Source organism: Microbulbifer sp. 2205BS26-8, assembly GCF_030731025.1.
Lineage (GTDB): Bacteria > Pseudomonadota > Gammaproteobacteria > Pseudomonadales > Cellvibrionaceae > Microbulbifer > Microbulbifer spongiae.
Genome location: NZ_JAVAMR010000064.1, coordinates 1 through 13,648 on the forward strand (window position 1 = coordinate 1; position 13,648 = coordinate 13,648).

Annotated in this window: 13 protein-coding genes and 3 pseudogenes; 9 read left to right on the forward strand and 7 right to left on the reverse strand. The window is 47.5% G+C overall.

What is annotated here, in order from left to right:
• Positions 1 to 150: 150 nt before the first annotated feature.
• The 4 genes from Q5Y71_RS15260 to Q5Y71_RS15275 form a co-directional block, all read right to left on the reverse strand.
• The gene (locus Q5Y71_RS15260; protein WP_306042967.1) at positions 151 to 663 is read right to left on the reverse strand and encodes a hypothetical protein; all 513 of its coding nucleotides are present in this window, start codon (positions 661 to 663) and stop codon (positions 151 to 153) included.
• A complete protein-coding gene (locus Q5Y71_RS15265) occupies positions 660 to 1,712 on the reverse strand; it encodes a hypothetical protein (protein ID WP_306042968.1) in 1,053 nt (350 codons plus the stop codon). Before Q5Y71_RS15265 ends, Q5Y71_RS15260 begins: the two co-directional genes overlap by 4 nt.
• An 888-nt stretch (positions 1,713 to 2,600) precedes the next feature.
• Positions 2,601 to 3,038, reverse strand: a complete 438-nt coding sequence (locus Q5Y71_RS15270) for a PaaI family thioesterase (protein WP_306042969.1) — start codon at positions 3,036 to 3,038, stop codon at positions 2,601 to 2,603.
• Positions 3,039 to 3,265: 227 nt separating this feature from the next.
• Positions 3,266 to 3,424, reverse strand: a complete 159-nt coding sequence (locus tag Q5Y71_RS15275) for a hypothetical protein (protein WP_306042971.1) — start codon at positions 3,422 to 3,424, stop codon at positions 3,266 to 3,268.
• Between the two features lie 510 nt (positions 3,425 to 3,934).
• Between Q5Y71_RS15275 and Q5Y71_RS15280 the strand changes: the two genes are divergently transcribed.
• The 4 genes from Q5Y71_RS15280 (at position 3,935) to Q5Y71_RS15295 (ending at position 8,658) form a co-directional block, all read left to right on the forward strand.
• Positions 3,935 to 4,324, forward strand: coding sequence for a DUF6632 domain-containing protein (locus tag Q5Y71_RS15280; RefSeq protein WP_306042972.1), 390 nt, complete (start codon positions 3,935 to 3,937; stop codon positions 4,322 to 4,324).
• Positions 4,325 to 4,601: 277 nt separating this feature from the next.
• The gene (locus Q5Y71_RS15285; RefSeq protein ID WP_306042973.1) at positions 4,602 to 4,991 is read left to right on the forward strand and encodes a DUF6632 domain-containing protein; all 390 of its coding nucleotides are present in this window, start codon (positions 4,602 to 4,604) and stop codon (positions 4,989 to 4,991) included.
• Positions 4,992 to 6,320: 1,329 nt separating this feature from the next.
• Positions 6,321 to 6,761 (forward strand): universal stress protein, encoded by a 441-nt coding sequence (locus Q5Y71_RS15290; RefSeq protein ID WP_306042974.1) that lies wholly within the window; start codon positions 6,321 to 6,323, stop codon positions 6,759 to 6,761.
• 667 nt (positions 6,762 to 7,428) lie between these two features.
• Complete coding sequence (locus tag Q5Y71_RS15295; protein ID WP_306042975.1) at positions 7,429 to 8,658, forward strand: alkaline phosphatase PhoX; 1,230 nt, start codon at positions 7,429 to 7,431, stop codon at positions 8,656 to 8,658.
• 1,042 nt (positions 8,659 to 9,700) lie between these two features.
• Here the strand turns inward: Q5Y71_RS15295 and Q5Y71_RS15300 are convergent.
• Positions 9,701 to 9,847, reverse strand: coding sequence for a hypothetical protein (locus Q5Y71_RS15300; protein ID WP_306042976.1), 147 nt, complete (start codon positions 9,845 to 9,847; stop codon positions 9,701 to 9,703).
• A gap of 134 nt (positions 9,848 to 9,981) precedes the next feature.
• On the opposite strand from Q5Y71_RS15300, the gene Q5Y71_RS15305 reads away from it, so the two are divergent.
• Both Q5Y71_RS15305 and Q5Y71_RS15310 read left to right on the forward strand, forming a co-directional pair.
• Complete coding sequence (locus Q5Y71_RS15305) at positions 9,982 to 10,380, forward strand: DUF6632 domain-containing protein (RefSeq protein WP_306042977.1); 399 nt, start codon at positions 9,982 to 9,984, stop codon at positions 10,378 to 10,380.
• A gap of 94 nt (positions 10,381 to 10,474) precedes the next feature.
• A complete protein-coding gene (locus tag Q5Y71_RS15310; protein ID WP_306042978.1) occupies positions 10,475 to 10,885 on the forward strand; it encodes a DUF6632 domain-containing protein in 411 nt (136 codons plus the stop codon).
• Between the two features lie 105 nt (positions 10,886 to 10,990).
• On the opposite strand, the gene Q5Y71_RS15315 is transcribed toward Q5Y71_RS15310, so the two are convergent.
• On the reverse strand, positions 10,991 to 11,374 hold the full coding sequence (locus Q5Y71_RS15315) for a transposase (RefSeq protein WP_306042980.1): 384 nt from the start codon (positions 11,372 to 11,374) through the stop codon (positions 10,991 to 10,993).
• A gap of 56 nt (positions 11,375 to 11,430) precedes the next feature.
• On the opposite strand from Q5Y71_RS15315, the pseudogene Q5Y71_RS15320 reads away from it, so the two are divergent.
• A pseudogene (locus tag Q5Y71_RS15320) lies at positions 11,431 to 12,201 on the forward strand (transposase); the annotation flags it as partial.
• Here the strand turns inward: Q5Y71_RS15320 and Q5Y71_RS17670 are convergent.
• Positions 12,202 to 12,432 (reverse strand): annotated as a pseudogene (locus tag Q5Y71_RS17670) (transposase); the annotation flags it as partial.
• A gap of 8 nt (positions 12,433 to 12,440) precedes the next feature.
• On the opposite strand from Q5Y71_RS17670, the pseudogene Q5Y71_RS17675 reads away from it, so the two are divergent.
• Both Q5Y71_RS17675 and Q5Y71_RS15330 read left to right on the forward strand, forming a co-directional pair.
• Positions 12,441 to 12,644: pseudogene (locus Q5Y71_RS17675) on the forward strand (ATP-binding protein); the annotation flags it as partial.
• A gap of 291 nt (positions 12,645 to 12,935) precedes the next feature.
• A partial coding sequence (locus Q5Y71_RS15330; RefSeq protein WP_371877075.1) for an Ig-like domain-containing protein occupies positions 12,936 to 13,648 on the forward strand: 713 nt, incomplete at its 3' end.

A 13,648-nucleotide genomic window follows, 5' to 3' on the forward strand; every position in this document is an offset into this window, starting at 1 on the left:
GACGATTAACATGGATAGAAAAATACACTTTTTTGTGTGCATATATTGGAAAAATTTATTGTTGCACAGATTTTTTATTTTGTACTGTCTTTGGCCAAAAAAATAAGAAGCAGAACTTTTGTCAGTCAGACAGTAGCCGTTGGTTGACTGCTACAGATGCAGGGTATCAACTTTACCATCTGCATTTTTCTTTCTAAGATCATTTAAAAAGAAATAGTTGGCCAGAATAACCCGGGAAACAGCATAGAGCTGCGAGAGAGTCAATAATGATACCAGAAAAAACGCAGCATACTTTGAGTAAGCCAACCAATTTCCAGTAATCAGGTTTTTAACGATAGGCACTGAAAACTCTATAGACAATACGAACATTAAAACAATTGCAGAGACCAGTACAATTTCTACCAGTTGGCTTAAGTAGTCAGCATCTGTATCTGCATCCTTTAATGTTTGATCAGTGACCTGTTTACCCTTGAAGGCTCGCCCTATTGCGCGCGGATAGATTATTGCGATCCACGCGCCTATTATTGCAAAAATTATTGAAGATATATTCAGGAGTGCTGCCAACACAGCTTTATATGCAGAGTATTCTAATGATGATACCGTATCCTTTAAAAGATAGGTCGCAAAACAGGAGATAATGGCAATCACAAGATACTTAATCATTGTGCGGCCACCTCTTCTATTTCAAAAGCTGGCTGTTCCAGAGGTCTCAGCAGGTCTTGCCTCTGAGAAGTAATAGTCGCCAGTAGTGATTGTGGTGTCATTATCTGATTATCTTTCTGTTGCGCGTTAATTTCAGCAGTAAACGCAACACTAGTGCCATTCAACATGACCCTTTTTCCGTTATTGTATACGAATCCTGCATTACGAATGGAGCTTGCTGTATTCATTTCGGCATAATTACTAATAATCTGACGAAGTTGCTGTTCTGTAGGTTCAAACTGTAGCTCATGAGTGATTGCTCTTACCTGGGTGAATGTAGGAGTATTGCTTAACAATCCGGAAAAAAATCGCTCTAAGGCCATTCGGTCATCTTTAACGGTATATTGAAGAGTTTCTCTCTTGACAATTCTTCTTATCCTATGGAGGTTTGTTAACAGCTCTGCCTCCAGCTCCTCTTGCTTCCTTCCTAAAGCATAAAACTTTGCATGAATTCTGGCGCTATGATTTGATGGCTGGCCGTTTTTAGAGTATCCAATTACAGTTCCCTCTTCATCAATCACTCTGTAAGGGGATTTATTGGCTAAAAAACCGTTCAAGAAACGATCCAAATTACTTTTACCTTGAATAGAGTGGTTAAACTTTAACGTGGCAAACACATTCTTTTCCGGAACAAACCAAAAATAACTTGGAAAGCCTGGTATAACCGGTATATTTCCAAACCCGGTTGTCAGCATGGATGTGCTCCCAGGTCTCTCCATTGGACTCATCCCATAGATAACACCATTGTCATTTGGAACTTCATTCCAGAGTATGAGGATGCTATCTTTAGTCACCTTATTTGTATGCCAGTTACAAAAATAGGTATTCCTTAAATCATTATCGGGATCGGCTTCGTAAGTGGTGGTATTTATGAATTCTCTGCCATCTACCGCCCACAAGCTCAGTTGTTGCAATGTGTCATGCAAGCCACTAAATTCTGTTTGATCACTGCCACGAAGATAAAATCCACATTTTTTAATATCGAAAAACTTGACTTTTGCTTCTAACATTCACAATTCCTTGTACAAGTATTATTTCATTTACCTGATGATAGTTAACCTTCTCAACCGAGACAACCAATGTGATGCATCAAACATGCGGAACAGGTAGCGGCGCAACCTGCTTGTGCCTGTATGGCCCAATTCTTCAATTCCGGTAACGTACAGCCGCTCACTTGCCAGCAATGAGTTACTGGTATGACTGCCCAATGCTGTGCAGGTGCAGCAGGCTATACCTATTGCGTTTACCAGTGCACAGCATCACACCGACTCTCTTGCAATCCGAACAGTGAAATGGGCCTCTTCACCCGAATGTAACAAGGATAGGAATATCTCACAATGGACAAGAGGACTACAAAAGGGTAAACGTCGACATGGAAGTTGGAAACCTGAGATCTCCGATTGCACGATTACTTCCCCATCGCCCCCGCAGGTTCGCCGTACGCTGGATACACCACCAGCCCCTTTGTTCACCTTCTCGTTGCCGATGCCCTCAGTCACAGCGAGGACTTTCAGGGTTACCGGCTTGCCGGGTCCGGTGGGTGCAGGGGCGTGGTAATAACGCCGGTGTTGACCCCAATGGGGTGGCAAAATGCAGTATTGCATTCGGCTTTTCGGCCTTCTCGCGCACAAATCTGTTGTGCCGGTTGCGTGTAATCACCTATCTACACATTTCACACCAGACCAAGTATCGTGATAATCCCGCCAAATATCCGCACCACAGCGGCGGAGGGCTTGTGTCAAACTCACCCGATAACAATTTCTGTCGGCAAACCAGGACAAGTCACTCCCGCAACCTACCTGAGAAAACACTGTACCATTCTGAACACGATGACGAAAATACTGGTTATCGGTAAGAATAAATAGTGTAAAAGCTTGACGAAGCACCCCAGTCACTTGTTAAACGCCATAGCCCGGTGTTTCGGACAATTTTCTCTTGCTGCGAATAAACATACCATTGCCCCTACCAATCTCTTTGTCATTTGAGTCGTAAACGATAGATTCGGCAATAAATTGGGATTTATTCCTATTGACTACTTTTCCAACTGCCTGCATTTTCCCCTCCGAAACCGGCCTGGTTAAATAGGTAGTAAAGGAAATAGTAAGCACAAAGAATGTTATTTCTAAAGAGCTGGTGGCAAAGAAAGCCGCATCGTCTAGCATTTTAAAATACACTGAACCATGAACCGCGCCAGCTGCATGATAAAACCTTTCCCCCAGATCAATTTCAATAACAGCTTTACCTTCAGAAACAGCCATTGTAGGGGCGTAAAATTCGTTTATTGGGGCTGTACCATACATAGCTTCCAGCTTTCTAAAATGATCATCATTGTTCATGTCTGCTCTCTTTGCGCACAATGCACGCGTTTTCGGGAACTTTGTCCGCAACATCCACTTGTTAAGATTTCTATTCTATCAAGTATGTGTGTCGTTGAGGGTGCTGTGAGCTTCGGGGCACTAACCCAAGGCTCTGCGGTGCCCTTCACTGTGGCAGTGGCAGCAGAAGTGCGCAGCCATGGCATCGTGGGGCTTGATCCCCCCGCCCATGCCGTAGCTATGGCGACTTAGTCTCTGGTAGTGGTGGGCCACGGCACTGCCATCACTGTTACCACAACGCACACAAACGCGGCCTTAGGCCAGTGCCAGTAGTTTGCGATGCGGATAGATTGCAGGTTCACTTTGTCTCCCTGGGTATCTCCAGCTCGAACAGGGGATTCCTCCATACCCTCCTCTCTCAGTAGCTCAATAGAACGGGATAGGTGTGCTCACCCGAAACAGGCTCAGGATCATCCAGATAAACACATCGGCCCTTGTGTGCTTTCTACTGTACATCAATGTCGGCAAAATCATCCTACAGCGCAATGCCCGACAGCCCACAGGTATGATCCGGAACATCCACAGCCTGCCCGGCAGTGTCTGTTATGGTGGAACCGATATGGGCGCAGTGTGCTGGGAAGCGATTCCCGGAGTTGATCACCATTGGCCTGTTGACACCTTCCCTGACTTTGTCCAACCGGCGTAGCGTGCCACTCGGGATGCGGCTGTTCCTACAATAACTGCAGGACAAATCCGCTTCCGTGAAGTCATGAATACCGAATATGGGATTACCGGACGCAAAAAGCCCGCACTGTGCGAGGCTCGTCACTGGTTTAGGCTATAAGTCTGCACATTGATGACAGCATGCAGTTTTCATTCTGAAATGGCGTAAAGCGGCCCGCCTCCTGGAGATCAACATGGATGACATTACTCGCGCCAAGTATCTTCCCATCGCCCTGATTGCTACAGGACTGGTATTTATTTTTGCTATGTATCCGTTGATGATTTGGATCTGGCCCGCGGGATGGGGTTTGACACCGCCGCAGCCCGAATACGAACAGATTATTATAGGAACATTCGGAATTTTAGGTATATTCCTGGTTCTTGCCGCTAAAAATCCCTCTGCTCACCTCAAACTGATCTGGTTCGCCATCTGGTTAAATTTAGTCTATGCGACCATTATGGTGTTGATGGTTCTGGCTGACCGAACTGAGCATGCAAACTTATTTGGTAATGTTCCGGTACAATATTTGATTGCAGGGGTTCTCTGGTATCTGCTGCCCAGACACAAAAAGCGCCCCTCTTGACGCGCCAATGATCTTTCTTTCGGCAGGCATTTGAAGTTGTCCTTGACTTATGGGCCTTGCTGAAATTTCCAACCGGTTTTGAGGAAACCCCATTCACTCAAACTCACCAGGGTCTGCCACTGGATGCTTCAGAGGCCTCTTTGGCGGCAGTGATCTTAGATAAAAAGCCGTATTGTGCTTTCCAAGAGGGCCTCACTGGGCGTATTAAGAACTATTTCGTCTATATTATTGAGCGAGTCAAAGCAACTTAAAAGCGGTCTCCGCTCTGGAGAAGCCTATGGAAGACACCACTCGTGTGAAGTGCCTCCCCATTACCCTGAAAGTGATAGGCCTATTTTTTATCTTTGGTGTTTACCCGATGATGCGATTGGCATGGCCTCCAGGGTACGGGTGGGTACCGCCGTATCAACAGTTTCAAATCATTGGACTGGCAATATACGCAACTCTGGGTGTATGCCTGATTTTCGCCGCCCGAAACATCGCTACAAATATCGGTCTGATTTGGTACACTATTTGGGTGAATTTGATATGTGGCACCACAATGTTTGTGATGGAACTAGCTAATCGAACCGGTGAGGTAAACTGGTCCCTCAATATCTTCGTGCAGTATTTCATTGTTGGAATTCTTTGGTATTTAATGCCCAGACATACCAAAGATCTACAGTAACAGCCATTGAAGTACAATGGCGAATACCCCGAAGCACGGATCATGATAGTTGTACTAAATACAGACATAAAAAACCGCCAATCAGCGGGCTATTTTTTACAGACACAACACCCTACAGCAAATTGCACTAACTGGTTCTGATGTGTACAACCAAGCTATTTTTTAAACCCAAGACCTCAACAACGCGGTTATTCGTCTCTGGTGTATCACATTCAAACGCAGCATCCCTGGACGCATAGTACTTCGTTTCGCCCTAACTTGGCGACAATTTCTACTGGTTTAGAGGGTTTGATCCCCATGTTTTATCCTCCGTCTACTCATTATACGGGTGGACCCATTCAGGTAGGGAGAACTACCGAGATCGACGAACTGCAGTTTGATAAGCACTAAAGGACAGCCTCTGCGCAAGACAATAGATACATCCAAAGCACAGAAGAACAATCTTTCTGCCAGCCACCTCAGCTCTTACCTGAAGACACACCATCAATTAAGTATACTCATCGTCCGCACCCAAAAATTTAGCCACAAGAACGACCGTTGCCGCTACTTGTTGAACCATATATCCAAGCAACACCATACAGGAAAAACCAGGGAGCACATTTGCCAGGTAAGCCTCGGTGGGCTAAACGATAAGTTTAACGAGGTACGAAACACTACCCGCTTTTATATCGATGTGCCCAAGAGTCAAACCCCACCAAACTTCCACGAGCCAAACAGCCTCGCTTTAATTCAAATCAAACCTATGGGATATCATGGCAAAGACGTACAGCACCTAGTGGCCCAGACTGATCAGAGGCCACACAGGCATGCCAAGCCGGGCATGGTATTGATTACAACGAAATCCGTATTTACCCAGATAAGCAGGGCATAGGCAGGGCGTGTTGAATATCCGCGATGCGTCATTTTTGATGCTGCCATCAATGGCTGTCGAAAAGACGCCGCAGACAATCCAATATAGACTGCGCTATTTGCGACCAAATCCACTTTGATGGCTATGTTTGACGTAGTCCCCCTTTGCGAAAACGCCTAGTAAGACTACAAAGCCCCAGTCCACGACTATGACTCCAGCCAGGCCAGAATCTATGGGCCCAGTAGCTTTTATTGGCCTGATAAAAAGCCCTCCTGTTCAGTTGGCTCTAGCATCTAACGGGCTGCGATGTTCAGCAAAGCTCGGAAGTGTGAAATTTTGTCCCAGGGGGCTATTACATAATATTATTATGCGTTAAGGTGAGTAAGGTTCTTTTGAGCTGAATACTCTGTCATAACTTTTACAAACTGCGGAATGATTATTTCCACAGCTATTACGAACATACATCAAGGAGAAGCACAATGCCCACCCAAAAAATCTATTTAGTGGCTGTAGATGGTAGCGAATGGGGAAACCGCGCTGCTGATTATGCCATTAGCATGGCAAAACAGACTGGGGCAAGAATACGCATGATCACTGTTATACCATGGTCAAGCAATGATTCTACCGATGAAGTGGTTTATCGTACTGATAATAGTGGAAAATATGAAGAAAAAGAATACGCCAACAACAACATACTAGCGCCCATCATTGAGAAACACAAAGACAGTGGTGTGGCGATTGAGAGTGAATATCTCTGGGGTAAACCAGTTGAGGTTATTCACAAAAGGGCAAAAGAAACCAAAGCAAACCAGATATTTGTTGGACGCCGCGGTCGGTCCCGCTTCGCGAATCTGGTGTTGGGAAGCGTAGCTAACTCTCTTGCCCATACAGTGGGTAAGCCTATTACACTGGTACCCTAATCTCTGGAGAATGGGCTGTATTTATTTTGGGGGAGCTCAATATCCCCCTGGAAGAATTACCTTCCATTTCCCAGAGATCTAAAAGCTCTCCGGCCTGGAGGTTTGGGCAGCATATAACAATTCAGGCATACCCGGCTGTGATACGATGAAATCCGTATCCATCGGGATAGGCAGTCTAAAGACAAGGGGGTTTGAAAAGGGAACATTCAGAAAAAAGGCCGCAGAGGTCCTGTTCCGATTCTGCGAGTTTTTCTGCGCCTCCTGAAAGTCAATTTCTCATCTCCCGCAACCCGTTGAAATACCTGCGAAAGCTGGTAGCGCTAAGCAGGATCTAAGCGCTGACTTCAACACTGCCAGTTTTCTGTACACAGAAACGTAACCTTTGTGACAGATGAATAAATGGCCTTTTTGTGCACAGCTCCAGAACTTGACACCGGACAATGGTGACGCAAGTAGGTTTTAGCGACACTCTCCAGGGTCAGTTTCTGCTTTTATGTCTCTACCATGGGGTTCAAAAATACTTCGTGCAATAGCAATTTCCTACTCATGTCATATAAACGTCTCGAAACTAACATCCCCACCCCACGATCCTGTCATACCTTTGACTCAATATGGAAGTTGGCCCACGAAAAGCCCACCATTCCAATCAACGATGGAGATTTAGCGCATGAGCGATCCACACACGCTTACTCGCCGTAAACTCATCCGCACCGGCAGCGCCGGACTGGCCGCTCTGGCCCTGGGGCCGAGTCTTCTGGCTATGACCCGGCCCCTGCAAGCCTATGGCCTGGACCAGGTGGGCGATTTGGAGGCACCTAACGATCTCGGTCTACGCCTACCCTTAGGCTTCCGCAGCCGCATTGTTGCCGCCGCCGGCCAGCGCCTGATCAAAGACCGCTGGTGGAGACGCACCAGCTACCGCTGGCATATCTACCCTGACGGTGGCGCCACTTTCCCCACCCAGGACGGCGGCTGGATCTATGTCTCCAACAGTGAAACCATTGCCCCGCTGGGCGGCGGTGTTTCCGCCGTGTGCTTTCGTCCCGATGGTGTGGTTGACGATGCTTACCGCATCCTCGGCAGCACCAACATTAACTGCGCTGGCGGCCCTACACCCTGGAACAGCTGGCTGAGCTGTGAAGAAGTCGACTTTGGACGTGTCTTCGAGTGTGATCCCTACGGCCAGAAAGCTGCCGAAGAACGCCCGGCCCTGGGTTACTTCAAGCACGAGGCCGTGGCCGTTGATACCTTACTGGGTCAGCTCTTTCTGACCGAGGATGAACACGATGGCCGCTTTTACCGCTTCTTACCCGACGGCCTGGACAGCCAGAACCGGCTGAACCTCCACGCCGGCGTGTTGCAGGCCGCCTCAGTGGACAGCCAGGGCTATATAACCTGGCTCGACGTACCCAATCCTACCCCTAACTTATTCCAAACACCCACGCGCCAGCAACTGCCGGAAAGCACCGCTTTTAATGGCGGCGAAGGTATCTGGTACGCCGATGGCTTCGTCTATTTCACGACCAAAGGCGATAACCGGGTATGGAAGCTGGATACCAACCTCAACCAGCTGAGTATTCTGTACGATGCCGCCACCGCACCGGAACCGATTCTCACCGGCGTGGATAACATTACCGTATCCTCTGGCGGCGACCTGCTGGTAGCGGAAGATGGTGGCGACATGCAGATCGTGGTGATTGATCAGGAGGGTAACCTGGCCCCTCTGCTGCAGATCGTTGGCCAGGACAATTCTGAGATCACTGGTCCTGCTTTCAGCCCGGATCACAGCCGGCTGTATTTTAGCTCCCAGCGAGGCAGTGAAGTGTTTGGCGGTGGCTCCGGTCTGGGCATTACCTATGAGGTAACCGGTCCGTTTTCTGAGATTCTGGCGCTTTAGGCTGGAGTCTGCGTTCCGCTGATGCGGGCGTGGACATTTTCCTGGCGTCTTTACCTGAGCATCGTGCGTACCACAATAGTTGCAACGGATGCGGTATGATCGACTCAATACGCCACACGGCTTTGTTCAGTGTACCGCTCTCGGGGCCCTCGACCACAGCACTGGCCTGCAGGGCTTCAACTTTGCGAAATAGTACCCAGCGATAAGCACCAAAGGGGAAGTATGATAGTGCACCGCTCTAATGAATGTGACACTTCCGGCCTCCAGTCCATTTGTGGCGTCACTTTCTCCAAGTATAAAAAACCGGCGCAGTGTCCGGATTTAGTTCGTGGGTGTCTGGTAGAGATATCAGGGGCACAGTAGTGGATTTACACCGCTAAAACAAAAAGCTCCAAATTGATATCGCCCAAAGATTACTGATGGGTGGATCTACAATGCAGCGGGACAGGGGCGAGCCCAAGATTACTGGGGTAAGATGTCTCTGCCCAGTAATACGGCACCTAATTATATGCAACTTGTGTGACTTTTTCGGACACATCCCAAAGTCTATCTGCGACTGATTCGTCCAGAGCTTTCCTATCGAGTTTTAATAGCTTCGGACTACTTATCAAGCCAAATTTTGGCCCGTAAAAATCTCCGGCTTTCACCATGCCAGCCCGATTTTTGCACGGCCAGCTTATATAGTGTGCTATGAAAACTCCTGCAGATGAATTATGTATCAATTTTACAAACCAAAACCCTCGGATATCTTTACGATTTATATACTTCTCGCGTCTTGGCTTTTCTCTCTTTAGTGGCGTTTCTTACGCCATTCTCATAATGATTTCCTTCTAAACAGGTATCATTGAAATGGTGAAAATCCAAGGCCCAATACAAGTGGTAAAGCCCATGCAAAGCAATAGGTTAGAGTCGTTTGACCGGCTTTTCTACCCTCCAATGCAGTGCTCAGCAACTCATAGGCGTATACCAGGGCCACAGAGATATCCACAGCCTGCCCGGTAGTGTGTGTCATGGTGGAACCGATACTGGCACAGTGGGTCGCCTAGCGGTAACCGGAGTTGATCACTACCAACATGTTAAACTGCTCCCTGACTGTGATCGAACGGCGCAACGTGTCGTTCTGAAAATGGCTCTTCCCGTAACAGCGGCAGGACAATTCCTCTACCGCGATGTATTCCTTATCGAACACTGGGTTACCAGAAACGAAAAGCCTGCATTGGACGGAGCTCAGGAATGAATTAGGCGATAAGTCTATATATATATGACAGAATACAGTTTTTTCTACTGACAACGCCTATAGCGGTCCGTATCTCGGAGACAAATATGGATGACATTACTCGCGCCAAGTATCTTCCTATTGCCTTGATTGCTATAGGCATGATATTTATCTTTGCCATGTACCCGATGATGGCATGGATATGGCCTGCGGGGTGGGGTTTGACACCGCCGCAGCCTGAACACGAAAAGGTTATTGCGGTGTTCTTTGCGGTTTTGGGCGTATTCCTTATTCTTGCCGCAAGAAATCCCACTGCTAACATTGATCTGATCTGGCTTACCATTTGGTTGAATCTCGTAAATGCGACCATTGTGTTGTTGACCGTGTTAGCTGATTGGGCCGAACTAGCCAATTTGATCGGTAATATTCCAGTTCAGTATTTCATTGCATGGGTTCTCTGGTATCTGCTCCCCAGAAACAAAAAGCACTCCTTCTTGGCTTACTAATGTTCTTGCTCTCGGTAGGGGTTGGCACTCGGTTGCCTTTATTTTTTGACCGTGGCCAAAACAACTTAAAACGACTTCCACTCTGGAGAAAAAAATGGACGACATCAGCCGTGTCAAAAACCTCATTATTGCTATGAGAGTTATAGGGATATTTTTCATCTTTGCTATTTACCCGCTTATGGCATGGATATGGCCCTCGGGCTGGGGATGGACACCGAGACAGCCTGAGTATGAGCGGATCATTGCTGGTGCATTCGCAACTCTGGGTGTATTCCTAGTTATCGGCTCTAAATACCCTCTTAAATATATCAATCTAATCTGGTTCACAATTTGGTTGAACTTGGTATATGCAACCATCATGCTTTTGATGGTCGCAGTTGATCGAAGCGGGGAAAAAAACCTGTTCGGAAATATTCCCGTGCAGTATTTAATTGCCGGGATTCTCTGGTATTTATTACCCAAGAACGCTCGGAAATTAAAAAAAATAATCTACGGTGTTAGATGAATCGATATGTGACGACTGGCTACTGCAAAACATCTGAGTGTTGATTTGCACTTAAAACTGACCCACTACCCCCCCCGGATTTGCATCGAATTTTCTAATTACCATCTAAGCTAAGCCAAGTTTCAGCAGTTTTTTCGGCAGCGGTGGTGTCCGAAAAGAGGCGTAGGCGAGCCGTGGAATGAGCGCACAAAGGTCGAATCTGCGATTGAAGCAATATTGGAACTCCGCCAGATAACGCTGCGCATATTTTGACCATATCGCGTGGTAGGTACTACGCAATGCGTTCTTTAAATTGCCGAACACCGTGTTCACCCAGTAGAACTTGGGCTCCTCAACGGAGGCGCGGCCACCATCGCAGACGATTTTGTCTTGGTCGCAACCGGCTTCAGTGACGGCATTGAAGCACGCGAGACCATCCCAGATAACGGTGCTGCCTCCACTCAGGGAGTTATAAACGAATCTGGTGTTTAAGTGTTTGAAAGAAAGCAGCGTATCTGGTTGATTTGTTGTCGCCAAACAATGAAACCAATCAGGAATACGCCGTTATGGATAAGAATACCGTTGTTGAGTTTACAGGTCGACAGGAAACCGCAGACCCGCTGACTGAATTGCTGCGCCGGGGCGCACGGGAGCTTCTACAACAGGCGATAGAGGCCGAGCTGTCCACTTTCATGGAGGGGTTTAAGAACCGCCGCCTGGACGATGACCGTGCTGCCGTCGTTCGCAATGGCCACTTGCCTGAGCGCGACATACAGACCGGGATTGGCCCCGTAAAGGTGAAGGTACCGAAGATCCGCAGCAAGGATGGAGAGCCGGTAACCTTCCGCTCAGCCCTGGTACCGCCGTATGTGCGCAAGGCCCGCTCGCTGGAGGCGGCGCTGCCGTGGTTATACCTGAAGGGCGTTTCAACCGGCGAGATGGAAGGGGCCCTATCGATACTGGTTGGTCCGGCAGACGGCATATACAGCGGCCTGCGCTCGGAGGAAAGCAAGCTCTGCGCTCTGGTTGTTATTGGCGTGAACGAACGCGGAGAAAAGCACTTTCTGGCCATTGAAGACGGGGAGCGAGAATCGACGCTGAGCTGGAAAGGTGTGCTGGGTAAGCTAAAGGAGCGCGGCATGAACGCCCCAGAACTGGCGATTGGTGACGGCGCTATGGGGTTCTGGGCGGGGCTGGAAGAGACCTACCCCGAGACACGCCAGCAGCGCTGCTGGGTACACAAGACGGCCAATGTACTCAACAAGCTGCCCAAGTCGTGCCAGCCGATGTTCAGTGCTGTGCTCGACACAGGCTGGGCGGCGCGGGTCATTCACGACTTCGGCCACAGAGCGAGACAGACCAAGGTGCTGGTCGCACTCACGCAAAAGCAGAAGGCCGGCATTGGAGGTCAAATCACCACCAGTGAAATCTGCAGTGATTTTGCGGCGGGAAAAGGATGAAAATCGGAGTTCAGGTTGGTAGCATTCTGTCACGGCGGAATTTCTTATTGGACTGTCTTGTACACTCGTAATGATAAGACTTTCCGCCGTTCTTGTGTCTGGAACCATGCAAAATCCGGGCTAGCAGCGCATTGCTGTTTCATTTGATCAGCAAGCTTTACGAGTGCACAAGCATCGTCATCACCACCAACCTAAGCTTTGCGGAGTGGTCCTCGGTGTTTGTCGACGAAAAGCAAATCAACACGTTGAGGACTACAAGGCATTGTTACCCTGGAATATCCAGCTTGAGAGAGTCGGTATGGCCTCAGCAGCGTAATTAGGAGCGTCGTCAGAGAGCTTTGCACACCTCCATATTCCTCAATTGGTGACTGCCTTCTCTAGCTGGTCATTCAACGACCCAGATTGAGCACATCAAATTGAATCCTCATCTATGGTCTAGTAAGATCGCTTACTATCAAATTCCTGCAGTAAATCACGGTAATATTGCGCAGAATATTGACTTTCTCGGTCTGCATGCTGAAGTTGATGGAATATTTATGATTGGTGGCCAGACACCGTTGAGATGATTTATAATTTCTATGCCCGATAATTTACTATAATGGGAATTGTAAATGACTAAAAAAATGTTCCAACTTTCTGCAATTCAAGCAGCACTTTTATTAACATTATCAGGTTGTGGGAGCGATAATGATTCATCCTCTCCTGCCCCTGGCCCCGTTGCATTTGATACTCCGCCAACTGTGAATAATGTCACTATAGATGGAGCAAAGCAATGGATTCCGGTATCTGGAAAACAATTAGGCAGCGATCCAGATGGTGATGCTTTAACGTATAGTTTTTCAGAAAAAAATGAGGTTATTAATCCTGTTGATGGCGTTTATACATTTAGTCATGGTCAATTATCATTAATTGGTGATCAATTTGAATATACTTCGATCTCAGGGCAAGCCGCCTCTATTGCTTATACTGTAACAGCAAATGATGCTTCAGCTTCTGCAACCATTAAGATCACGAATGTTGCAAATGACCCTTTAGCTTATCAACAATGGAGCCTACGCAATACAGGCCAAAAAGCTTATGCACTATTTGTAGAGAATGAAGCCGAAGAACTTGTTGCTGGCGAAGACATGAATGTTGCAGCTGCTTATGCTCAAGGTGTCACAGGTGCTGGTATGACAGCGGTTGTTGTAGATTCAGGCTTAGAAATTCGCCATGAAGACTTGAATGATAATATATTACTAAATCGCTCTCTCAACTTAAACGCATCCGCAATTGACAGAACAGACCCAACGAGCACTTCTAATAGTGGTGATCATGGTACTAG

Coding starts and splice junctions, on each gene's coding strand:
- Q5Y71_RS15275 (WP_306042971.1), bottom strand. CDS start 3,424: ATGGAGGAATCCCCTGTTCGAGCTGGAGATACCCAGGGAGACAAAGTG.
- Q5Y71_RS15305 (WP_306042977.1), top strand. CDS start 9,982: ATGGATGACATTACTCGCGCCAAGTATCTTCCTATTGCCTTGATTGCT.
- Q5Y71_RS15270 (WP_306042969.1), bottom strand. CDS start 3,038: ATGAACAATGATGATCATTTTAGAAAGCTGGAAGCTATGTATGGTACA.
- Q5Y71_RS15260 (WP_306042967.1), bottom strand. CDS start 663: ATGATTAAGTATCTTGTGATTGCCATTATCTCCTGTTTTGCGACCTAT.
- Q5Y71_RS15285 (WP_306042973.1), top strand. CDS start 4,602: ATGGAAGACACCACTCGTGTGAAGTGCCTCCCCATTACCCTGAAAGTG.
- Q5Y71_RS15295 (WP_306042975.1), top strand. CDS start 7,429: ATGAGCGATCCACACACGCTTACTCGCCGTAAACTCATCCGCACCGGC.
- Q5Y71_RS15290 (WP_306042974.1), top strand. CDS start 6,321: ATGCCCACCCAAAAAATCTATTTAGTGGCTGTAGATGGTAGCGAATGG.
- Q5Y71_RS15310 (WP_306042978.1), top strand. CDS start 10,475: ATGGACGACATCAGCCGTGTCAAAAACCTCATTATTGCTATGAGAGTT.
- Q5Y71_RS15280 (WP_306042972.1), top strand. CDS start 3,935: ATGGATGACATTACTCGCGCCAAGTATCTTCCCATCGCCCTGATTGCT.
- Q5Y71_RS15265 (WP_306042968.1), bottom strand. CDS start 1,712: ATGTTAGAAGCAAAAGTCAAGTTTTTCGATATTAAAAAATGTGGATTT.